This window comes from Streptomyces sp. NPDC001100 (genome assembly GCF_053598575.1).
In genome coordinates this window covers 211,981-237,489 of sequence record NZ_JBSFKO010000014.1, presented here as the reverse complement: position 1 = coordinate 237,489, position 25,509 = coordinate 211,981, and the positions used below count along the sequence as shown (strand labels likewise).

Sequence of the window (25,509 nt, the reverse complement as noted above, 5' to 3'; positions counted from 1 at the left end):
GTGTGTCACTTCCCGCGGGAAGTGACACACTTTTTTGAACCCCCTACCCCGGCGGAGCCCTCAACCGGTCGTGACGGTGTTCTGGGACTTGTCGGCCGGAGCGGTGCCGTCGTGGTGGTGCCGTCCCAGCGGGATCACCAGCGGCGTGCCGCTGACCGGGTCGGGAGTGATCCGGCAGCGCAGGTCGAAGACGTCCTCGACGGTGGCCTCGGTGACGACGTCGGCGGGCGCGCCCTCGGCGACGATACGGCCGCCCTTCATGGCGATGACGTGATCGGCGTACCGGCAGGCCTGGTTGAGGTCGTGCAGGACCATCACGATCGTGCGGCCCTCGCGCCGGTTGAGGTCCGTGATCAGGTCGAGTACGTCGATCTGGTGGGCGAGGTCGAGATAGGTCGTCGGCTCGTCGAGGAGCAGGACCGGGGTCCCCTGGGCAACTGCCATGGCTATCCAGGCGCGTTGCCGCTGGCCGCCGGAGAGCTCGTCGACCGGACGCTCGGCCAGCTCGGAGAGATTCGTCGCCTCAAGGGCCGCGTGCACGGCCTCCTCGTCGGCCGTGGACCACTGCCGCCACCAGGTCTGGTGCGGGGAGCGGCCCCGGCCCACCAGGTCGAGGACGGTCAGCCCCTCCGGCGTCACCGGCGTCTGCGGCAGGATGCCGAGTTTCCGGGCGAGTTCACGTGTCGGCACGGAACGCAGCGCGACACCGTCCAGCTCCACCACACCCTGGCGCGGGGCCAGCAGCCGGGCGAGCGCCCGCAACAGGGTCGATTTCCCGCAGGCGTTGGCGCCGACGATGGCCGTGATCCGTCCGGTCGGCACGGAGAGATCGAGGTTCTCGACGACCACCCGACCGTCGTACGCGAGTTGGAGATTCCGAGCGCGCAACTCGGGCCCCGGCAAGGGTGATTCGGACGGCCGCGGGGCGCGCGGGTCAGTGGTCGACATGCGATCAGCCTCCAGAACCCGCGCGGTTGACGCGGATGAGCAGCCACAGCAGGACCGGCGCGCCCAGGGCGCCGGTGACGATACCGACCGGCAGTTCCGTCCCCGGGATCGCCTCGCGGGCGAGGAGGTCCGAGCCGAGGACGACGAAAGCGCCGGTGAGACCGGAGACGAGCGGGGGTGGCGATGAGGTGCCCGCCAGCCGCTGGGCGATCTGCGGACAGGCCAGTGCGACGAACGCCACCGGACCGGCCGCCGCCGTACCGAACGCGACCAGGCCCACCCCGGCCAACAGCAGTGCCAGCCGGACGAGTTGGACGGGTGTGCCGAGCCCGGCGGCCACGTCGTCGCCGAGCATCAGCGTGCGCATCCAGCGGCCCATGCCCAGCGTGACCGGCAGCAGCACGGCCAGGGCGAGGGCCAGCGAGTCGACCTGGCCCCAGGTCCGGCCGTTGAGGTTGCCGACCAGCCAGCCGAGGGCCGCTTCCGCCTCGAAGCGATTGCCGCGCGCCAGAAGGAAGTTGGTGGCACTGGAGCAGATCCAGGACACCCCGATGCCGACGAGGATGATGCGGTACCCGGTGGCCCCGCCCTTCCACGCCAGCGCGTACACGAGCAGCGCGGTCACCAGTGCCCCGAGCAACCCCAGCGTCGACAGCCCGAGTCCACCGGTCCAGCCCAGAACGACCGCCGCCACCACGGCGGTTCCGGCGCCCTCGGTGAGCCCGATCATGTCGGGGCTGGCCAGCGGATTGCGGGTCATCGTCTGGAACACGGCCCCGGAGACCCCGAACGCGATCCCGACCAGCAGCCCGACCAGCGCGCGCGGCAGCCGCAGATCCTGTACGACGATGACCGTGCCCGCGTCGCCCGAACCCCACAGCGCCCTGATGACGTCGGTGAACGCGACCGGATAGTCACCGATGGTCAGACCCCAGCAGAACAGCAGGAACGCGCCGACCGCGACGCCGACTCCGGTCAGCAGCAGGCGTGGACGCAGTACGCCGGACACCGGGGGGAGGGCGAGCCGGAACGGCCGGTTGCGCAGGGCGGCTGGTGGTGCGGACACGCTCATACCTCCGCGAGCTTCCGGCGGCGGACCAGGACGACGAAGAACGGGCCGCCGAGGAAGGCGACGAGAACGCCGGCCTGGATCTCGGTCGGGCGGTCCACCATCCGGCCCAGGATGTCGGCGGACAGCAGCAGTACGGGCGCGAGCACGGCGGACAGCGGCAGCAGCCACCGGTAGTCGGGACCGATGCCGACCCATTGGGCGAGAACCCGGGCGATGTGCGGGACGACCAGCCCCAGGAAGACGACAGGGCCGATGACGGCGACGGACGCGCCGGTCAACAGCACGACGGCGGTGACCCCTTGGAGTCGTACCAGTCCGAGCCGCCGCCCCAGGGAGGCGGCCACGTCGTCGCCCAGCGCCATGCTGTTGAGGGCGGGCGCGCAGGACAGTGCCAGTACGGCGCCGACGGCGAGGAAGGGCAGGATGCGCACCAGGTCGCCGGAGTCCTGGTCGGCCAGGCTGCCGGCCGACCAGAAGCGGTAGCGGTCCAGCGCGTCCTGGTCGGTCAGCACGATGGCGCTGGTGAACGACTGCAGCAGCGAGGTGACGGCGACCCCGGCGAGCGCCAGTTTGACCGGAGTCGCCCCGGACCTGCCGAGCCGCCCGAGGAAGAAGACCACGACACTCGCGACCAGCGCCCCGCCGAACGCGAACCACACATAGCCGTACAGCGAGTTGGCTCCGAGCACGCCGACCGCCAGGACGATCGCGAAGGACGCGCCCGCGCTCACCCCGAGGATCCCGGGGTCGGCGAGCGGATTGCGGGTCAGGGCCTGCATCAGCGCGCCGGACAGGCCGAGCGCGGCACCCGTCGTCAGGCCGAGCAGGGTGCGCGGCACGCGTACCGACCAGATGACGTTGTCGATCAGCCGGCTGGGCGGATGGCCCAGCACCGAGCGCACGACCTGATCGAGCGGGACGCTGAGCGCGCCCAGCGCGACGGACAGCAGGGACAGCAGGACGAGGAGGGCGACGACGAGGGTCACCAGCACCGTGGTGCGAAGCCTTCTGCCTGAAGCCACGTGCCGGTCTCCATGTCGTCTTCCGGGTCGTCTTCCGTGCTCTGGAGGCCTGTTGGCGGACCACCGGACGGCCCGGCCAGCAGCTTAGGTGAGCATAACCTCAGTGGCTGTGACATGAGCCCGCGCCTCCAGGGAGGGGCTATCAAGTAAGGCAATGCTTACCTTACTATGCGAGCGGTCGCGGCTCCGCTGAGCCGTTCCGCACGCATTGGGAGGCACGGGCAGCTGTGGCGGGCAACACGCTTTCTTCGGCACAGGCAACGGCAACGGCGACGGCGACGAACGACTTCTGGCGACGGCGCTTCGCCTCTCCGGTACCGGAGACGGCACTGCCGCTGGACTTCCCCCGTCCGCCACGCCAGGACGGCCCGGTGTCCCGCGCGCGCCGCACGGCCGTACTCGACAGCACGGCCGACACGGCGACCCAACTCACCGCGTTCGTAGCCCTGTTGCACCGCTACGGCGGCACCACGGCCACCGAGACCGCGGTCGCCCACGAGGGACTCCCGCTGCGCGTCACCGTCGACGGCGACACCCCGTTCACCCGACTCCGCGACCAGATGACCGCCGTACACACGGAGGCCGCCGCCCACCCCCTGCCGACCACCGATCTGCTGCGACTCCTCGCTCCCGAACCCTTCCGCGGCGGCGGCCTGTTGTGCGCCACGGGCTTCGGCGCCGACCCCTGGGACGAGAGCGGCCCACTGGACCTGGCGCTCACGGTGACCGACGGGAAGGTGACGGCGGACTACCGCACCGACCTCTTCGCACCCGCCACCGTCGACCTGGTCCTCGGCCACTACGGCACCCTCCTCGCCGACGCCCTCGCCCGCCCCGACGCCCCGGTCGCCGACCTCGAACTCCTCGGCGCCGACGAGCGGCACCGCATCCTGCACGGCTGGAACGACACCGCGCACGACGTGCCCGCGCTCACCTGGCCCCGCATGTTCGCCGACCAGGTCGCCGCCCGCCCGCACGAGGTCGCCCTCATCCACGGGGACGTCCGCCTCACCTACGCCGAACTCGACGCCCGCGCGGCCAAGTTGGCGCACGCGCTGGTGGCCCGGGGCGCCGGTCCCGAACAGGTCGTCGCGCTCGCCGTACCGCGCTCCGCCGACATGATCGTGGCCGAGGTCGCCGTTCTGAAGGCGGGCGCCGCCTATCTGCCCGTCGACACCGACTATCCGGCCGACCGCATCGCGTACATGCTCGCCGACGCCCGCCCGGTCTGCCTCGTCACCACCGCGGAGATCGCCCCCGACCTCCCGCCGGGCGTCGACCTGCTGATCCTCGACGCCCCCGGGACGGTCGCCGAACTGGCCGCCCACCCGGCCCAAGGCCCTTCCACCGCCGACGAGTTGACGACCGCGCACGCGGCCTACGTCATCTACACCTCCGGCTCCACCGGCCGCCCCAAGGGCACCGTGCTGTCCCACGCGGGTGTCGCCAAACTGGTCGCCACCCAGCAGGAGCGATTCGGAATCGGCCGGCACAGCCGGGTACTCCAGTTCGCCTCACCCAGCTTCGACGTCGCCTTCTGGGACCTGTGCCTCGGCCTCCTCTCCGGCGGCCGTCTCGTCGTCGTCCCCGCCGACCGCCGCGTCCCCGGCGCACCCCTCGCGGACTACGCCAACGAGCACGGCATCACCTTCATGATCCTCCCGCCGGCCCTCCTCGCGGCCATGCCCGACGACGTCCAACTCCCACCCACCGCAACCCTGTTGGCGGGCACCGAACGCGTCTCGCCCGAGCTGGTCGGCCGCTACGCGCGCGGCCGGATGATGTTCAACGCCTACGGCCCGACCGAGGCCACCACCAACTCCACCCTCGGCCTCTGCGACCCGGACACCCCGGCCGGCACCATCGTGCCCATCGGCGTCCCCGACCCCGGCACCCGCGCCTACGTCCTCGACGACCGGCTGCGTCCCGTCCCCGCGGGGGTCACGGGAGAGCTCTACCTCGCGGGCGACGGCCTGGCCCGCGGCTACCTCGGCCGCCCCGCCCTGACCGCCGAACGCTTCGTCGCCGCCCCGGCCGACCTGGCCGCCGTACCCGGTGAACGCCTCTACCGCACAGGCGACTTGGTGCGCTGGAAGACCGACGGACGACTGGAGTTCCACGGCCGCGTCGACACCCAGGTCAAGATCCGCGGCTTCCGCATCGAACCCGGCGAGATCGAGTCCGTCCTGCGCTCCCACCCGGCCGTCGACCAGGCCGCCGTCGTCGTCCGTGAGGACCGCCCCGGCGAACGCCGCCTCGCCGCCTACGTCGTGCCCTCGCTGGACGCCGAGGCCACCCCCGACGAGGGCGTCGCCGACTGGAGGGACCTGCACGAACTCCTCTACTCCGCCGCCGGATCGGACGGCTTCGAGGAGAACTTCGCCGGCTGGAACAGCATGTACGACGGTCTCCCCATCCCGCTCGCGGACATGCGCGAGTGGCGCGAGGCCACCCTCGACCGCATCCGCGCGCTACGGCCCCGCCGCATCCTGGAGATCGGCGTCGGCTCCGGCCTGCTGCTGTCCCGGCTCGCCCCCGACTGCGCCGAGTACTGGGGCACCGACCTCTCCGAGGAAGCCGTACGCGCCCTGGACGCCCAGGTCTCCGCGATCCCCGAACTCGCCGACCGCGTCACCCTGTCGGCCCGCCCCGCACACGACCTGACCGGACTGCCCGAGGGCCGCTTCGACACGATCGTCGTCAACTCCGTCATCCAGTACTTCCCCGGCGGCGACTACCTCACCGACGTCCTCCGCAACGCCGCCGAACTCCTCGCCCCCGGCGGCGCGGTGTTCGTCGGCGACGTCCGCAACCTGCGACTCCTGCGCACCCTGAGCGCCGCCGTCGAAGGCGGACGGGCGGACGACGACAAGGAAGCCCTGCGCGCCGCGGTGGACCGCGCCGTCGCCTGGGAGGGCGAACTCCTCGTCGACCCCGACTACTTCACCACCCTCGACGGCCTCACCGCCGACATCCGCGTCAAGCGCGGCACCCACCACAACGAACTCACCCGCTACCGCTACGACGTTGTGCTGCGACCCCAGTCGGACGCACCCGAGGAGATCCCCGACTCGCCCTGGCCCGCGTTCGGTTCGGCGCAGGCGCTCGACGGACTGCTCGCGGGTCGGCCGGACCGACTGCGGATCACCGGCATCCCCAACTCCCGCCTCGCCGACGACCTGGCCGCGCTCGACGCCCTCGACGACAGCAGCAGGCCGGCCGCCGGACCGTACGGCGTGGACCCCGAGGCCCTGTACGAGATCGCCGCCCGACACGGCTACGAGCTGGCGCTCACCTGGAACGGGGACGCCGAGGACGGCAGCCTGGATGCCGTGTTCGCCCTCGGCGAGGAGGCACGGGCGCCGTACCGCCCCGGAGGCGGCCACCCGCTCACCAACCGCCCCGCCCCCTTCCGCAACGTCAACGCCCTGATGTCGACCCTGCGGACGCACGCCACCGAGTACCTGCCCGACTACATGGTCCCGGCCGCCTTCGTCCCGCTGGACCGGCTGCCCGTCACCCCCAGCGGCAAGCTCGACGCCGCCGCACTGCCGGTCCCGGACCTCACCCGGCAGCTCGGCGCGGGCCGGGCGCCCGAGACCCCTCGCGAACAACTGCTCTGCGACCTCTACGCCCGGGCCCTCAAGGTCCTCTCGGTCGGCGTCGACGACGACTTCTTCGCGCTCGGCGGCGACAGCATCGTCGCCGTCCAACTCCTCGTCCTCGCCCGCCGGGCGGGCCTGGAACTGACCCCGCGGGACGTGTTCCGGCACCGCACGGTCGCCGAACTCGCCACGGTCGCCCGCACCGGCACGGCCGACAACGCGACCACCACCCCGTGGCAGTCCCTGAGCGAAACCGAACTCGACGCAGTGCAGGGCGAGTTCCCCGTCACCGTCGAGGAGATACTGCCCCTCGGCCCGCTCCAGGAGGGCTTCTTCTTCCACGCCCTGGTGGACGGTGCCGAACACGACGCCTATGTCGTGCAGCAGGTCGTCGAACTGTCCGGCCCGGTCGACGGCACCCTGCTGCGTACGGCCGCACAGCGACTCGTCGACCGGCACGCCCCGCTGCGCGCCTGCTTCCGTCAGACGCCCGACGGCCGCCCCGTCCAGCTCATCGCCACCGGCCTCGAACTGCCCTGGCACGAAGTCGACTTGGCGGCGCAGGACGACCCCACGGTCCGCCGCGCCCTCGCCGAGGCCGTCGCCGCCGACGAGCGCGCCCACCGCTTCGACCTCGCCCACCCGCCGCTGATCCGCTGCGCCCTCATCCGCTTCGGCGAGGACCGCAGCCGACTGGTTCTGACCTTCCACCACATCGTCGCGGACGGCTGGTCCCTGCCCGTCCTGCACCACGAACTCCTCGCCCTCTACGGCGAGAACCCCACCCGCCTCCCCGAAGTCGCCCCGTACCGCGGCTACCTTCGCCGGGTCGCCGGAGCCGACCGCGAAGCGGCCCGCGCAGCCTGGCGCACCGCGCTCGCCGGCGTCTACGAGCCCACCCGTCTCGTCGCCACCCCCGCGCCCGCAGGACCGCTCGAACCCGCCCAGATCCGCGTCGAGTTGACCGAGCGGATCACCTCACGGCTCACCGCCCGCGCCCGCGAACGCGGAGTCACCCTCGGTACGCTCGTCCAGGGCGCCTGGGGCCTGCTGGTCGGCCGGATGACGGGCCGCCAGGACGTCTTGTTCGGTACGACGGTTGCTGGACGTGACGCCGCCGTCGACGGAATCGAGTCGATGATCGGCCTGTTCATCAACACCCTTCCCACCCGCCTGCGTTGGGCCCCCGGAGATACTCTGGGCGGGCTCCTCGACCGGCTCCAGGACGAACAGGGCGCGCTCCTCGACCACCAGCACCTCGGCCTCGCCGACATCCAGCGCGCCACCGGCCACGCGGGCGACGGTGAACTCTTCGACACCCTCGTGGTGTTCGAGAACTACCCCGGCGGCGAGGGCGCCCCCGAAATCACCGACCCCACCGGCACGATCGCCGTCGCCGGCCACGCCTTCCACGACGCCGTGCACTACCCCCTCGCCCTCGTCGTCAAGCCCGGACGCCGCCTCGACCTGCGCCTCAAGCACCACACCGGGCGGCTCGACGCCGACGCCGTGCAGTCCCTCGCCGACCGGCTCACCCTCGTCCTGCACGCCTTGGCCGACGACCCCGACACCCGCGTCGCCGACCTCGACCTGCTCACCCCGGACGAGCTGACCACCGCCCATCCCGCGGGGGAGACCCAGCCGGTCCCGGCCACCACCCTCGCCGCCGCGTTCGCCGCACAGGCCGCGCGCACGCCGGACGCGACGGCTGTCGTGTACGACAGCACGGCCACGCTCACCTATGCCGAACTGGACGCACGGGCCGAAGAGTTGGCCGCCCGACTGCGGGCCAAGGGCGCGGGCCGGGAGAGGTTCGTCGCCGTCGCCGTACCCCGCTCGGCGGAGCTGATGGTGGCGCTGCTCGGCGTCCTGAAGTCGGGGGCCGCCTATCTGCCCCTCGACCTGGACTATCCGGCCGAACGCCTCGCCTACATGCTGGCCGACTCGGGCGCGACCACGGTCGTCACGACGGAACGGGACGCGAACCGGCTCCCCTCGGCCGAGGGCCTGGACGTGCTGAGGGTGGACGCGGAGGACGAGGAGGCCCTGTTCGGCGGAGCCGAGGACCTCGCCCACCCCGAGGACCTCGCCCACCCCGACGACCCCGCCTACCTCATCTACACCTCCGGCTCCACCGGCCGCCCCAAGGGCGTCGTCGTCACCCACCGCGCCATCGGCAACCGGCTGGCCTGGATGCAGGGCGCGTATCAACTCACCACCGACGACCGGGTGTTGCAGAAGACGCCGTCCAGCTTCGACGTGAGCGTCTGGGAGTTCTTCTGGGCGCTGCGCGAGGGCGCCGCCGTCGTCCTCGCCGCACCGGACGGTCACCGCGACCCTGCCTATCTGGCCCGCCTGATCCAGACCGAGGGAATCACCACGATGCACTTCGTACCCTCGATGCTGGACGCGTTCCTCGCCTCCGACGAGGTCACCGCCGACCCGGCATGGGCGGGCAGCCTGCGCCGCGTCTTCAGCAGCGGCGAGGCCCTGTCCGGTTCCGCCGCCCACCGCTGGCACGAACTGACCGGCGTCCCGCTGCACAACCTCTACGGCCCCACCGAGGCCGCCGTCGACGTCACGTACCACCCCTACGACGGCACGCCCGACACCACCGTGCCCATCGGCCGACCCGTGTGGAACACCGGGCTGCGCGTCCTCGACTCCTGCCTGCGCCCGGTTCCGGACGGCGTCCCGGGCGAGCTGTACCTCACCGGCGTCCAGCTGGCCCGCGGCTACCACCGGCGCCCCGCGCTCACCGCCGACCGCTTCGTGGCCGACCCGTACGCCACCGAGCCCGGCGCCCGTATGTACCGCACCGGCGACCTGGTGCGCCGCCGCCCCGACGGCACGATCGACTACCTCGGCCGCACCGACCGCCAGGTCAAGCTGCGCGGAAACCGAGTCGAACTCGGCGAGATCGAGGCCGAGTTGACCCGCATCCCCGCTGTGGTCCGGGGCGCGGTCGTCATCCGCGACCAGCGGCTCGTCGCCTACGCGGTCCCGGCGGCCGGAGCGGACGCAGACCCCGCCGAACTGCGCGCCGCCCTGGCCGACGCGCTGCCCGCCCCCCTGGTCCCGGAGGCGTACGTCGTCCTCGCCGACCTCCCGCTCACCCCCAGCGGCAAGCTCGACCAGGCCGCGCTGCCGGCGCCCGAGGCCGACCGCGCCGAACGCCGGGCGCCCACAGGGCCGTTGGAGCAGCGGCTCACCGAGATCTTCGCGGCCGTCCTCGGTATCGAGGACGCCGGCCCCGACGACGACTTCTTCCGCCTCGGCGGCGACAGCATCAGCTCCATCGGCGTCGCGAGCCGAGCCCGCGCGGCGGGCCTGGACCTGAGCCCGCGCGACGTGTTCACACACCGCACGCCGGCCGCCCTCGCGCTGGCGGCCGGCACCGCAACGGCCGTAGCCGCACACCGTGTTGAGGCGCTCACCCTGACCGAGGCCGAACACGCCCGGGTCCGTGCCGTGGCCGCCCCGGCAGAGGTCGCCGACCTCTGGCCGCTGGCCCCCCTCCAGGAGGGCCTGTTCTTCCACTCGGCGTACGACGAGGGCGCGTTGGACGTCTACACCGTCCACGAGACCTTCGACTTCGCCACCCGCCTCGACACCACCCGGCTACGCGCCGCCGTCCGCACGCTCCTCGACCGCAACCCGGGCCTGCGCGCGGGCTTCACCAGCGACGGCCTGGACCAGCCGGTGCAGTTCATCGTCGAGGACCCGGAGATCCCCCTCGAAGAGGTGGACCTCTCCCTCCTGTCTGCCGCCGAACAGGACGTTCTCCTGCGGGAGTTGACGGACGCCGAGCGCAACCGCCGCTTCGACCTCTCCGCACCCCCGCTCTTCCGGCTGCTTCTGCTGCGCCTCGGTGCGGAGCGCGGCGACCGGCTCGTCATCGGCCGCCATCTGATCCTCTGGGACGGCTGGTCGGCCTGGTTGTTCCTCGACGAGCTGTTCGCGCTCTACGAGACGGGCGGCGACGCCAACACCCTTCCCGTGCCCGGCAGTTACCGCGACTACCTGACCTGGCTGGAGGAGCAGGACGACTCGGCCGCCACGGCCGCCTGGCGCACCGCGCTGGCCGGTCTCGACGAGCCGACGCTGCTCGCGCCCACCGCCGCCGACGGCCTCGAACCGGTCATCCCCGACCAGCTCGACACCCGCCTCCCCGCCGAACTCGGCGACCGCCTGCGCGAGTTGGCCCCAGCGCACGGGCTGACCCTCAACACCATCCTCAACGCGGCCTGGGGCCTCACCCTCGCCTCCGCCACCGGCCGGCCCGACGTCGTGTTCGGTACCACCGTCGCCGGTCGCCCCAGCGAGGTCCCGGACGTCGGCAACATCATCGGCCTGTTCCTCAACACCGTCCCGACCCGTATCGCCCTCGACCCCGCCGAACCGGTCCTCGACCTGCTCCGCCGCGTCCAGGGCGAACGCCTCGACCTGATGCCGTACGAGCACCTCGGCCTCGGTGTGCTCCAGGCCGAGACCGGGCACCGCAAGCTCTTCGACACGCTGTTCGTGCTGCGCAACAACGACACCGAGGAACGGCTCGCCGACCTGAAGACGCGGCACGGCGCCACGGCCGTCGCCAACGTCGACGCCACCCACTACCCGGCCAACCTCGTCATCACTCCCGGCCGCGAGATCGCCGTCACCCTCACCCACCGCCCCGACCTCGTCCCGACTGCCCGGGCGCAGGCCCTCCTCGACCGCTTCGCGCTGCTCGTCGACCGCCTCACCGCCGACCTCACGGCACCGGTGGGCTCCCTGGACGCCCTTCTGCCCGCTGAAGTCGACGCGCTACGACGGGAGTCGGCGGCCAGCCGTGTCCCCGACCCTGAGGACACCATCGCCGATCTGCTGGCCGCGCAGGCCGAACGGACCCCGGACGAGCGGGCCCTGGTCTTCGGCGAGCACAACATGACGTACGCCGAACTCGACGCGGCCGTCAACCGGACGGCCCGGCTGCTGATCGACCGGGGCGCGGGCCCCGAGCAGGTGGTCGCCCTCGCCCTGCCGCGCTCCCTCGACATGGTGGTCGCCCTCTTCGCGGTGCTGCGCACCGGAGCGGCCTATCTGCCCCTGGAGTTGGACCACCCGGCCGACCGCCTGTCCCTGATGCTGGCCGACGCCCGCCCACTCCTCCTGCTGAGCACCACGGCCGTATCGGCCACGCTGGACGGCGAGATGGCGCGCGTCCTGCTCGACGACCCGGCGGTCAAGGGGGAGTTGGCCGATCAGCCGGACACCCCCGTGCGCCGCCGCTTCAGCCTCGAACACCCCGCCTACGTCATCTACACCTCCGGCTCCGCCGGCCGCCCCAAGGGTGTCGTCACCCCTTACCGGGGGCTGACGAACATGCAGTTGAACCACCAGAAGCAGATCTTCGAACCCGCCATCGCCTCGGCCGGCGGCCGGCGGCTGCGGATCGCGCACACCGTGTCCTTCGCCTTCGACATGTCGTGGGAGGAGCTGCTATGGCTCGTCGAGGGCCACGAAGTGCACGTCTGTGACGAGGAGTTGCGGCGCGACGCCGAGGCGCTGGTCGCCTACTGCCAGCGGCACCGCGTCGACGTCGTCAACGTCACGCCCACGTATGCGCGGCTGTTGATCGAACAGGGTCTGCTGGAAGGCCACGTCCCACCACTCGTACTCCTCGGCGGCGAGGCCGTCCCGGAGACGGTCTGGACGGCACTTCGCGACACCGACGGGACGTACGGCTACAACCTGTACGGGCCGACCGAGTACACCATCAACACCCTCGGCGGCGGCACGCTCGACAGCGACACCCCCACCGTCGGCAAGCCCATCCGCGGCACCCGCGCCCACATCCTCGACGCCTGGCTGCGCCCGGTGCCGGACGGTGTCCCCGGTGAGCTGTACATCGCCGGAATCGGCCTGGCCCGCGGCTACTTGGACCGGCCCGCGCTGACCTCCGAGCGTTTCGTCGCCGACCCGTTCGGCGAGCCCGGCGAGCGCATGTACCGCACCGGCGACCTGGTCCGCCGGGGCCCCGACGGCAACCTCGACTTCCTCGGCCGCACCGACGACCAGGTCAAGATCCGCGGCTACCGCATCGAACCCGGCGAGATCGAGACCGCCCTCAGCCGCCACCCGCTCGTCTCCCAGGCCGCCGTGGTCGTCCGCGACGAACGCCTCGTCGGCTACGTCGTCCCCTCCGGAGCCGACCCGTCCGAGCGCACCGCCGCCGAGGCCGCACAGGTGGGGGAGTGGCAGGAGATCTACTCCGACGAGTACGAGGAGATCGGCACCGCCGTCTTCACCGAGCAGTACGACGGCTGGGACAGCTCCTACGACGGAGCGCCCATCCCCTTCGCGGAGATGCACGAGTGGCGCGAGGCCACCCTCGCCCGCATCGGCGCCCTCAAGCCCCGCCGCATCCTCGAAATCGGCGTCGGATCAGGCCTGTTGCTGTCCCGGCTCGCCCCGGAGGCGGAGGCCTACTGGGCCACCGACTTCGCCGCCCCCGTCATCCGCAAGATCGGCGAGGAGGTGCGGCGCGACCCCGCGCTCGCCGCCAAGGTCGAACTCCGCTGCCGCCCGGCCGAGGACCTGAGCGGGCTGCCGTTTGCCTACTTCGACACGATCGTCATCAACTCCGTCATCCAGTACTTCCCGAGCATCGACCACCTCACCACCGTGCTGCACGGCCTGATGGACCTGCTCGCACCCGGCGGCGCCCTGTTCGTCGGCGACGTCCGCAACCTGCGGCTCGCCGGCACCTTCCACACCGAGATCCAGCGTGCCCGGGGCACCGCCGAGGCGGACCTGGAGCGGGCGGTGGAGCGCGGCCTGCGCCTGGAGAAGGAACTCCTCGTAGACCCCGACTACTTCACCACCCTCGGTTACGGCGTCGACCTCCGTACCAAGCGCGCCGAGCACCACAACGAGCTGTCCCGGCACCGCTACGACGTCGTCCTCTACGCCGACGACCCGGACGTCCGCCTGGACACCGTCCCGTCCGTCGACTGGGCCACCGGCAACACCATCGGCGAACTCCTGCGCGGAGACTGGACATCCGCCGAGGCGATCGGTGAACTCCTGCGCGGTGGCTGGTCCGCGACCGGCGCCACCGCGGAACGCCCCCGCGGCGAAAGCCCCGAGGCGCTCCGCTTCACCGGCGTCCCCGACGGCCGTACGACCGAGACGGGCGTCGACCCCGAGCATCTGCACGAGCTGGGCACGGCGGCCGGATACCGGGTGCTGACCACCTGGTCGGAGCAGCGGGGGACGTACGACGCCGTATTCCTGAAGGCATCCGAACTCCGCCTGACCGGCGGCCTGTTCAAGCCCGGCGGCGGCACCCACCCCTACGCCAACGACCCCACCGCCGCCCGCGAGGCGAGCGCGCTCGTACGCCGGCTGCGCGAGGACCTGGGCCGCGAACTGCCCGACTACATGGTCCCGTCGGCCTTCGTCACCGTCGACGGCCTGCCCATGAACGCCAACGGCAAGCTCGACGTCCGCGCCCTGCCCGACGCCGAACCCGCCGTCGCCCTCGGCGGCGGACGCGGCCCGCGCACCCCGCGGGAAGAGGTGCTGTGCCGCCTGTTCGCCGAAGTGCTGGGTCTGCCCGAGGTCGGCGCGGAAGACAACTTCTTCGACCTGGGCGGCCATTCGCTCCTCGCCACCCGGCTGGTCAGCCGAGCCCGCACCGAACTCGGCGCCGAACTCGCCATCCGTGACCTCTTCGAGGCCCCGACTCCCGCTCTGCTCGCGGGCCGCGCCGACGCGGCGAGCCCGGCCCGTCCGGCGGTCACGCCCGTCGCCGACCGGCCCGCCCGCATCCCGCTGTCGGCCGCCCAACGACGGCTGCTGCTCGTCGAGCAGATCACCGGCAGCGGTGTCGCCTACAACTTCCCGCTCGTCTTCCGGCTGCGCGGCGCCCTCGACACCGATGCCCTGACCGCCGCGCTGCGGGACGTGGCCGGCCGGCACGAGGCGCTGCGGACGGTGTTCCCGGCGCACGGGGGAGAGCCGTACCAGCGCATCGTCCCGGCCGAGGAAGCGGCCCCGGCCTGCACGGTCGTCGACTGCGCCGAGGGCGAACTGCCCGCGCTGATCGAGGCGGCACAGCGCCGCCCCTTCGACCTCACCACCGAACTCCCGCTGCGCTGCGAGGTGTTCAGGCTCGGCCCGGACGAGCACGTGGTGGCCGTCGTCCTGCACCACATCACCACCGACGAGTGGTCCGACCGCCCCTTCCTCGCCGACCTCGACACCGCCTACGCGGCCCGCCGCGAGGGACAGGCACCGGGCTGGGCCCCTCTGCCGGTGCAGTACGCCGACTACACGCTCTGGCAGGACGGCCTCCTCGCCCGCACCGGCGAGGCCCAACTCGCCCACTGGGCAGACGCCTTGCGCGGCCTGCCCGACGAACTCCCCCTGCCCGCCGACCGGCCGCGCCCCACCGAGCCGACCGGGCGCGGCGGCAAGGTCCGCCTGGAACTGCCCACCGCCACCGGCCACGCCCTGCGCGATCTCACCACCGCGACCGGGACCAGCATGTTCATGCTGTTCCAGGCAGCCACCGCCGCACTCCTGAACCGGCTCGGCGCGGGCGACGACATCCCGCTCGGCGCCCCCATCGCCGGCCGCACCGACGAAGCCCTCGCCGACCTGGTGGGCTTCTTCGTCAACACCCTGGTCCTGCGCACCGATGTGTCCGGCGAAGATCTGACGTTCCGTGAACTCCTGCGCCGGGTGAGGGAGTCGTCCCTCGCGGCCTTCGAGTACCAGGACCTGCCCTTCGACCGGGTCGTGGAGGCCCTCAACCCGCCCCGCGCGGCCGGCCGCAACCCGCTCTTCCAGGTCATGCTCGGCTACCACCACCGCCCCGACGGCGACCCGGACGTGCTCGGCCTCGCGACCGAGTGGTTCGACATGGACACCGGCATGGCCAAGTTCGACCTCCACTTCACCTTCGTCGACGAGACCCACCGCGACCGTGTCGTCCTGCTCCTGGAGTACGCGACCGACCTCTTCGACGCCTCGTCCGCCGAACGCATCGCCGGCCGCATGGGCCGCCTGCTGGACCGGGCGGCGGCCGAACCGGACCGCGCGGTAAGGGACGTCGACCTCCTGGAGGGCACCGAGCGCGCCCTGGTCCTGGGGGAGTGGAACGCCACCGAGCACTCCGTGCCCGCCACGACCCTGCCGGAACTCTTCCGCGCCCAGGCGGCCCGCACCCCCGATGCCACGGCGCTCGTCTTCGAGGGGCAACGGCTGACGTACGCGGAGCTGGACGCCCGAGTGGAGCGCACGGCACGGGTGTTGGCCGCGCTGGGCGCGGGCCCCGAGGAGACCGTGGCCGTAGCCCTCCCACGCTCACTCGAACTCGTCGTCGCCCTGCTCGCCGTCCACCGCGCCGGCGCCGCCTACCTCCCGCTCGACCCCGACTACCCGGAGGACCGCCTCGCCCTCATGGTCGAGGACGCCCGCCCGGTGCATCTCATCCGCGACAGCCTGCCGACCGGTCCCGAGGGTGAACTCCCCACGTCCTACGCCCCGTCGAGCCCGGCGTACGTCATCTACACCTCCGGCTCGACCGGCCGCCCCAAGGGCGTCGTCGTGCCGCACGAGGGCATCGTCAACCGGCTGCTGTGGATGCAGAACGCGTACGAACTCAATGCCGCCGACAGGGTGTTGCAGAAGACGCCGTCCAGCTTCGACGTGTCGGTGTGGGAGTTCTTCTGGCCCCTGATCACCGGCGCGACCCTGGTCGTGGCCCGTCCCGAGGGCCACCGGGACCCGGCCTACCTCGCCCGGCTGATCCGCGAACAGGGCGTCACCACCGTCCACTTCGTGCCCTCCATGCTCCAACTCTTCCTGGAGGAACCGGCGGCAGCCGACTGCACCGGCCTGCGCCGAGTGATGTGCAGCGGCGAGGCCCTGCCCGTCGCCCTCACCCACCGCTTCCACGAGACCCTGGCCACCACCGAACTCCACAACCTCTACGGCCCGACCGAGGCCTCGGTCGACGTGACGGCCGTCGAGATCGGACCGGACGCGCAGAGCGCGCCGATCGGCCGTCCGGTGTGGAACACCCGCACCTACGTCCTTGACGCCGGCCTGCGCCCCGTGCCGCCCGGCGTCCCGGGCGAGCTCTACCTCGCGGGCGTCCAGCTCGCGCGCGGCTACCTCGACCGGCCCGGCCTGACCGCCGAGCGCTTCGTCGCCGACCCGTACGGCGCCCCCGGCACCCGGATGTATCGAACCGGCGACCTGGCCCGCTGGAACGCCGACGGGACGATCGAGTACCTGGGCCGCACCGACGACCAGGTGAAGGTGCGCGGCTTCCGTGTCGAACCCGGCGAGATCCAGGGCGTGTTGACCACACACCCGTCCGTCGCCCACGCCGTCGTGGTGGTCCGCGAACAGCGCCTGGTGGCATACGTGGTCCCGGCCGGGGACGCCGAACCGACGAGCGCGGAGGCAATCCGCCCCACTACGACCGCCGCCCCCCTGGACGAAACCGCGTCAGGCGCTCGCCCCGCGGCCGGACCACAGGGCGGGACGGCAAGCCGCGCCCACACGGCCGCCGTGCCGGTGGAGGCTCCGGTGCTTCGGGCCGGTGGGGCCGGTGTGCGGGCGGACGGAAGCGTGTCGGGCGCTGGCCTCGCGGCCGGGTCGCAGGGCGGGACGGCAGACCGTGCCCGCACGGCCGCACGGCCGCTGGACGTGACCGCCCTTCGCGCGCACACCGCCGCCGCGCTCCCCGCCCACATGGTCCCCGCAGCCTTCGTCACGCTGGGCGCGCTGCCGCTGACCCCCAACGGCAAGCTCGACCGCGCCGCCCTGCCCGCCCCCGACTTCACGACGGCTACCGGCACCGACGCGGGCACGTCACCGCGCAGCCCGCGGGAGGAGATCCTCGCCGGACTCTTCGGCGACATCCTTGGCCTCGAACGCGTCGGCGCCGACGACGACTTCTTCACCCTCGGCGGCCACTCCCTGCTCGCCATGCGCCTGGTCAGCCGCGTCCGTACGGCACTTGGCGCCGACCTCACCGTCCGTGCCGTCTTCGAGGCCTCGACTCCCGCACGGCTCGCGGCCCGCCTCGACGTCCGGGGCGGCGGTCTGCCCGCCCTCGCCCCCGCCGACCGCCCTGACGAACTCCCGCTCTCCTTCGCCCAGCAGCGCCTCTGGCTACTGCACCGCATCGAGGGTCCGGGAGCCACGTACAACATCCCGGCCGCCTGGCGACTGACCGGCACGCTCGACCGGGACGCGCTCGCCGCCGCCCTGGACGACGTGGCCGTACGGCACGAGAGCCTGCGCACGGTCTTCCCCGAGCGGGACGGACGCCCCCACCAGGTCGTGCTGGAACAGGCCTCGGTGCCCCTTCACCACAGCCGGGTGGCGGAGAGCGAACTGCCCGACCGGCTCGCCGACGCCGCCGCGCTCGGCTTCGACATCGACCGTGAACTCCCGCTGCGTGCCCATGTGTTCGAGCTGGCCGAGGACCAGCACGTCCTGCTGCTGGTGCTGCACCACATCGCCGGCGACCAGTGGTCCGACGGACCGCTGTGGCGGGACCTGGCCACCGCCTACGAAGCCCGTTGCGAGGGACGGGCCCCGGCGTGGACCCCGCTGCCCGTGCAGTACGGCGACTACGCCTTCTGGCACCGCGAGGCACTCGGCGGCGCCGACGACCCGGACAGCCGCCAGTCCCGTCAACTCGCCTACTGGCAGCACACCTTGGCGGGCCTCCCGGACGAACTCGCCCTGCCCACCGACCGCCCCCGCCCGCTGGAGAGCAGTCACCGGGGCGGCGCGGTGGGGCTGACCCTCGACGCCCAACGGACGCGACAACTGCGCGCGGTGGCCCGTCGTCACGGCGTCAGTATGTTCATGGTCACGCAGGCCGCCGTCGCCGCACTGCTGCACCGGCTCGGCGCCGGGGACGACATCCCGCTCGGCGCACCGATCTCCGGTCGGGCCGACGAAAAGCTGGAGGACCTGGTCGGGTTCTTCGTCAACACCCTCGTCCTGCGCGCCGACTTGTCCGGCGACCCCACGTTCGCCGAACTGCTCGCCCGTGTCCGGGACACCGACCTCGCCGCCTACGAACATCAGGACCTGCCCTTCGAGCGCCTGGTCGAGGCGATCAACCCGGCTCGCTCACTGGCCCGGCACCCGCTGTTCCAGGTGATGGTCGTCCACCTCGACGACGAGGGCACCACCCCCGGCCTGGCCGGCCTGACCGCCCGCCGCGAGGAACTCGGCCAGCAGGGAGCCAAGTTCGACCTCAGCTTCGACTTCGTCGAGCGGGGCGCGGACGGCATGCGGTGCTGTATCGAGTACAGCGCCGACCTCTTCGACGAGCCGACGGCCGAACTCCTCGCCCAGCGCCTGGAGTCACTGCTCACCCAGGTCGCCACGGACCCGGACCGACGCCTCGCCACGCTCGACGTCCTCCGCGCCGACGAACGCGCCCTCGTCCTCACCGACTGGAACGCCACCACCCGGACCGTTCCCGACCTCACCCTGCCCGAGCTGTTCCGGTGCCAGGTCGCCCGCACTCCCGGGGCCACGGCGGTCGTCTTCGAGGACACCGCCCTCACCTACGCCGAACTCGACCTGCGCGTGCAGAAGTTGGCGCACACCCTCGCCGCGCACGGCGCACGGGCGGAGGCCGTGGTCGCCGTCGCCCTGCCGCGCTCCCTCGCCCTCGTGATCGCGCTCCTCGCGGTCCACCGCGCGGGCGCCGCCTATCTGCCCCTCGACACCGGCTACCCGGCCGACCGGCTCGCCCATATGCTCGCCGACGCCCGCCCGGTCTGCCTGGTCACGGCCGAGGACGTCCCCCTCCCGGACACCGACGTGCCCACCCTCACGGTCGACACGGACGGCACCCCCGACCACTCGGCACACGCACCCCTGCCCACCGCCCACGACCCCCGCCACCCCGCCTACGTCATCTACACCTCCGGCTCCACCGGCCGCCCCAAGGGCGTCACCGTCCCCCACCGGGGCATCACCAACCGCCTGTTGTGGATGCAGGACACCTACCGCCTCGATGCCGAGGACCGCGTGCTGCAGAAGACCCCGGCCGGGTTCGACGTGTCGGTGTGGGAGTTCTTCTGGCCGCTGATCACCGGCGCCACCCTCGTCGTGGCCCGCCCCGAAGGTCACCAGGATCCGGCCTACCTCGCCGAACTGATCAAGCGTCAGCACATCACCACCGCCCACTTCGTGCCGTCGATGCTGCGCGCCTTCCTCGCCGAACCCGCCGCGGCCGGATGCGTCGACCTGCGTCAAGTCATGTGCAGCGGCGAGGCGTTGCCCGCCCCGCTGGCCGCCCGCTTTCACCAGGTCCTGCCGAGCGCACGCCTGTACAACCTCTACGGACCCACGGAGGCGTCCGTCGACGTCACCGCCCACGAGGTCGCCGCCGACCCGACCGCCGTGCCGATCGGCCGCCCGGTGTGGAACACCCGCACCTACGTCCTCGACGCCGCCCTGCACCCGGTACCGCCGGGCGTGGCCGGCGAACTGTACCTGTCGGGCGTCCAGTTGGCGCGCGGCTACCTCCGCCGTTCCGCCCTGACCGCCGAACGCTTCGTCGCCGACCCCCACGCCACCGAACCCGGCGCCCGTATGTACCGCACCGGAGACCTGGCCCGCTGGACCCGGAACGGGGAGCTGGAGTACCTCGGCCGCGCCGACGACCAGGTCAAGCTGCGCGGCTTCCGGATCGAACCCGGCGAGATCGAGAGCGTGTTGGCCGCCCACCCGAGCGTCGCGCACGCCACCGTCCTCCTACGGGACGAACGGCTCGTGGCGTACGTCGTACCGGCCGGCGCCCCTGCCGAATCCGCCGAACTCCGCGCCCACACCGCCCGTTCGCTGCCCGACCACATGGTCCCGGCCGCGGTCGTCACCCTGGCCGCCCTCCCGCTCACCCCCAACGGCAAACTGGACCGACGCGTCCTGCCCGCCCCCGACTTCGCCGCCGAGGTAACCGACACCCGGCCGCGCACTGCGCTGGAGGAGACCCTCTGCGCGCTCGTCGCGGACGTCCTGGGTCTCGAACGGGTCGGTGTCGAGGACGACTTCTTCACCCTCGGCGGAGACAGCATCGTGGCCATGCAACTGGTGGCCCGCGCACGTGCCGCCGGGCTCACCTTCAGCCCGCGTGACGTCTTCCGCCACAAGTCGGCGGCCGGGCTCGCCACGGTGACCGCGACCACGGTCACCGCCGAGCGTGCCGACGACACCATGCTGCTCGACCTCACCGACGACGAGCGCGCCGAACTCGCCGCCCTGCCCGCCGGAACCGAGGTCCTGCCCGTCTCCCCGCTCCAGGCCGGCCTGCTCTTCCACGCCGCCCTCGACTCCGGCGACGACGGACCGGACGTGTACACCGTTCAGGTCTCCTACGACCTCGAAGGCCCCCTGGACGCCGACCGGTTGCACACCGCCGCGCAGTCCGTGCTCGACGCCCACGAGAACCTGCGCAGCGGCTTCCGGCACCTCTCCTCCGGGCGGCCCGTGGCCGTCGTACCGCGGACGGCCGTACTGCCGTGGCGACAGCTCGACCTGACCGGCGACCCCGGGGAGTGGGAGCGGCTGCTGGTCCAGGAGCGGCGCCGTTTCGACCCCGAACACCCGCCGCTGCTGCGGCTGTTGCTGGCCCGTCTCGGTCCGGACCGGCACCGGCTCGTGCTGTCCCACCAGCACCTCCTGCTGGACGGCTGGTCCCTGCCCCTGCTCACCGCCGAACTGTGGGCGCGCTACCAGGGCCGCACTCCGGCTGCGGCCGCCCCCTACCGCGCACACCTGCGGCTGCTCGCGGCCCAGGACCCCGCTGTCTCAGCTGCCGCCTGGGCGGAGGCCCTCGGCGGGCTGGCCGAACCCACTCGACTCGCACCCGTCGACCCCGAGCGGGCCGCCGTCGTACCGAGCACCCTCACCGTGGAGTTGGACCAGGACCGCACGGCGGAGCTGGAGGCGTTCGCGCGGAGTCGGGGCGTCACCGTCAACACCCTTGTCCAGGCCGCCTGGGGGGTGCTCCTCGGCCGGCTCACCGGCCGCACCGACGTGGTGTTCGGTGCCACCGTCGCGGGGCGCTCGCCCGAACTGGCCGGTGCCGAGTCGATGATCGGCCTGTTCATCAACACCGTGCCGGTACGGGTGAACGTCCGCCCGGAGGAGAGCACGGCCGCACTGCTCACACGGCTCCAGGACGAGCAGTCCGCCCTCATCGCCCACCAGCACCTCGGTCTCGCCGACATCCAGCGGGCCGCCGGACTCGGTGAACTCTTCGACACCCTCGTGGTGTTCGAGTCCTACCCCGTGGCCGACGCGGAGGAGTCGGGCGACGGTCCGCGCGTCAGCGTCCTCGACCACGAGGACTCCACCCACTACCCGTTCGCGTGGGCCGTCGAGCCCGCCGAACGGCTGCGGCTGACCGCCGAGTTCCGCCCCGACCTGTTCCGGCCGGCCGTCGTTCGACGGATCTCGGACGCCCTCACCACCCTCCTCACCGGGATGGCGGCCGACCCCGAGCGCCCCGTCGGACGCCTCGACCTGCTCGGCCCCGCCGATCTGCGCACCGTCCTGGAGAGCTGGAACGACACCGCGCTCCCGTACGCCGAACGCCTCGGCACGGTACCCGAGTTGTTCGCCGCGCAGGCCGCCGCGGGACCGGACGCGATCGCCGTCACCGACGGGCGTACGACCTACACGTTCGCCGAACTCGACGCCCGCAGCGATCAGTTGGCGCGCACCCTCGCCGGACACGGCGCCGGACCCGAGCGGATCGTGGCCCTCGCGCTGCCCCGCACCGTCGACCACATCGCCGCGATCCTCGCCGTGATGAAGGCGGGCGCCGCCTATCTGCCCCTCGACCCCGACCTTCCCGCCTCCCGCCTGACCGGCATGCTCGACGACGCCCGCCCCGTGCTGATCCTGGCCACGGCCGAGACGGTCACCGAGCTGCCCCCAACCGGCATACCGGTTCTGCGACTTGACGCCCCGGCCGACGGACTGCCGCAGGCGGAACCCGTCGCGCCCGGCCCCGACCATCCCGCCTACGTCATCTACACCTCCGGCTCCACCGGCCGCCCCAAGGGCGTCGTCGTCACCCAGCGAGGCATCGCCAACCTCTTCCACAGCCACCGCCACGACCTGCACCGGGTGGCCAGGGAGCGCACCGGACTGCGCCGCCTGCGGGTCGGCCACGCCTGGTCGTTCTCCTTCGACGCCTCCTGGCAGCCGCAGTTGTGGCTGCTGGACGGTCACGCCCTGCACATCGCGGACGACGAGACCCGCCGCGACCCCGAACTCCTCGCCGAGTTCATCCGGGGCCGGGGCATCGACTTCATCGAGGTCACCCCGTCGCTGCTCGCGCAGATGGCGGACAGCGGACTGATCGGCCCCGAGGGCGACTGCCCGCTCGCCGTGGTCGGCTTCGGCGGCGAGGCCGTACCCGAGTCGCTGTGGACGCGGCTCGCCGCGCTCCCGGACACCGAGGCGTTCAACCTCTACGGCCCCACCGAGGCCACCGTCGACGCGCTCGTCGGCCGGGTCCGCGACAGCGCCACCCCGGTCGTCGGACGCCCGGTCCACGAGTCCCGCGCCTACGTCCTCGACACCGCCCTGCGTCCCGTACCGCCCGGAGTCACGGGCGAGTTGTACCTGTCGGGCGCCGGTCTGGCCCGTGGCTACCTCGACCGCCCCGGCCTCACCGCCGAACGCTTCGTCGCCGACCCGTACGCCACCCGGCCCGGCGCGCGCATGTACCGCACCGGAGACCTGGCCCGCTGGACCGAGGACGGCCGGCTGGAGTTCGCCGGCCGCACCGACGACCAGGTCAAGATCCGCGGCTACCGCATCGAACTCGCGGAGATCGAGGCCGCGTTGGACACCCACCCGGCCGTCGCCCAGACGGTCGTCGTGGCCCGCGAACACCGGCCCGGCATCAGGCAGTTGATCGCCTACGTGGTCGCCGAGGAGACGGACGGTTCGGCCCTGCGCGCCCATGCCGTCGCCGTACTGCCCGACTACATGGTCCCGGCCGCCGTGGTGGTCCTCGACCGGCTGCCGCTGATGTCCAACGGCAAGCTCGACCGATCCGCCCTGCCCGCCCCGGACTTCACCGCCACGGGCGGCGGCCGGGCCCCGGCGAACGACACCGAACGCACCCTGCGCGACCTGTTCGCGGACGCCCTCGGGCTGCCCGTCGAGGCGGTCGGCACCGGCGACGACTTCTTCACCTTCGGCGGAGACAGCATCGTCGCGATGCAACTAGTCGCCCGCGCCCGGGCCGCAGGCCTGCGCGTCACCCCGCGCCAGGTCTTCCAGCACCGAACCGTGGCCGCCCTGGCCGCAGTTGCCGTCCCCCTGGGCACCGGCGAACGGCACGCCGTCCACGACGACGGCACCGGTACCGTCCCGCTCACCCCGATCATGCGTGCCCTGCTGGAGCGCGGTGGCCCCATCGCCGCCTACCACCAGGCGGCGCTGGTCCAGACCCCGGCCGACCTCACCGAACCCGGCCTGCTGGCGGTGCTCAAGGCACTCGCCGACCGGCACGACATGCTGCGGGCCCGGCTCGTACGCGCACCGGAACGGAGTCTGCGGGTGCCGGCCGCCCAGGACACCGACGTGAGCGCCTGGCTGACCCGGGCCGACGTGGCCGGCACGGACGAGGCCGGACTGCGCGCCGCCATATCCCGTCACGCCGGGACCGCGCGCGCCGGGCTCGACCCGGACAGCGGGGCGATGGTGCGGGTGGTCTGGTTCGACGCCGGACCCGGACAGCCCGGACGGCTGCTGATCCTCGTCCACCACCTGGTGATCGACGGCGTCTCCTGGCGCGTGCTGCTGCCCGACCTGGCCACCGCCTGGGCAGCGGTCCGAGGCGGTCGTACGGCCGAACTCGCGCCCGTGGAGCTGTCGTTCGCCCGCTGGTCCCGGCTCCTCGGGGCCCGCGCCGGCGATCCGGCGACCGAGGACGAACTGCCGTGGTGGACCTCCGCCCTCGCCGAGGGCGCGGGGCTTCCGCTGGCCCGCCCGCTCGACCCGGCCCGGGACACCGTCGCCACCACCGGCCACCTCTCCCTGACCCTGCCCGCCGACCTCACCGAACCGCTGCTGAGCCGCGCCCCGGCCGCCTTCGGCGCCACCGTAAACGACGTCCTGCTCACCGCGTTCGCACTGGCGGTCGGGGACTGGCGGACCCGGGCACTCGGCGCACAGAACGCAGGCGGGCCCGTCCTGGTCGACCTGGAGGGCCACGGCCGCGAGGAACAAATCGCGGGCGACGCCGACCTGTCCCGTACGGTCGGCTGGTTCACCAGCGTCGTACCCGTACGACTCGACCCGGGCGAGGCCGACTTGGCGGACGCCTTCGCGGGCGGGCCCGCACTGGACACGGCCCTGGCCCGCGTCCGCGCCCACCTCACCGCGCTGCCCGCGGCCGGCATCGGGCACGGGCTGCTGCGTCACCTCAACGCCGGGACCGGCCCGCTCCTCGCCCAACTGGCCGAGCCGCAGATCGAGTTCAACTACATGGGCCGCTTCGACCGCCCGGCGGCGGCGGACTGGTCCTACGCCCCCGAGGACGACGCGGCCGACCTCGACGCCGATCCCGGCCAGCCGATGTCCCACGCCCTGACCCTCAACGCCATCACCGAGAACCGTCCCGAGGGCCCGCAGCTCAGTGCCCACTGGGCCTACGCGGCCGAACTCCTCACCGAGGAACGGGTCCAGGACCTGGCCCGCACCTGGTTCCGGGCGCTGGAGGCCGTCGTACGACGGGCGGACGCCCTCAACAAGCCCTGACCGAAACGCACTTACCCACCACAATGCACGAGAGGCAAGGAAC

The 25,509-nt window shown here is 72.7% G+C and carries 4 protein-coding genes; 1 reads left to right on the top strand and 3 read right to left on the bottom strand.

Annotated features, from left to right (window positions below; all coding sequences use genetic code 11):
• Positions 1–60: 60 nt before the first annotated feature.
• The 3 genes from ACWDEW_RS22310 to ACWDEW_RS22300 are packed head-to-tail and all read right to left on the bottom strand — an operon-like array spanning position 61 to position 3,042.
• Complete coding sequence (locus ACWDEW_RS22310; protein ID WP_450514691.1) at positions 61–948, bottom strand: ABC transporter ATP-binding protein; 888 nt, start codon at positions 946–948, stop codon at positions 61–63.
• Between the two features lie 4 nt (positions 949–952).
• Complete coding sequence (locus tag ACWDEW_RS22305; protein WP_450514690.1) at positions 953–2,020, bottom strand: FecCD family ABC transporter permease; 1,068 nt, start codon at positions 2,018–2,020, stop codon at positions 953–955.
• Entirely contained in the window at positions 2,017–3,042 is a 1,026-nt protein-coding gene (locus ACWDEW_RS22300) for a FecCD family ABC transporter permease (RefSeq protein ID WP_450514689.1), read from the bottom strand. Before ACWDEW_RS22300 ends, ACWDEW_RS22305 begins: the two co-directional genes overlap by 4 nt.
• Before the next feature lie 227 nt (positions 3,043–3,269).
• Between ACWDEW_RS22300 and ACWDEW_RS22295 the strand changes: the two genes are divergently transcribed.
• On the top strand, positions 3,270–25,466 hold the full coding sequence (locus ACWDEW_RS22295) for a non-ribosomal peptide synthase/polyketide synthase (protein WP_450514688.1): 22,197 nt from the start codon (positions 3,270–3,272) through the stop codon (positions 25,464–25,466).
• Positions 25,467–25,509 lie beyond the last annotated feature (43 nt).

Bases quoted from the DNA above. Each gene is read 5' to 3' on its own strand.
- ACWDEW_RS22310 (WP_450514691.1), bottom strand. From the start codon at position 948: ATGTCGACCACTGACCCGCGCGCCCCGCGGCCGTCCGAATCACCCTTG.
- ACWDEW_RS22305 (WP_450514690.1), bottom strand. From the start codon at position 2,020: ATGAGCGTGTCCGCACCACCAGCCGCCCTGCGCAACCGGCCGTTCCGG.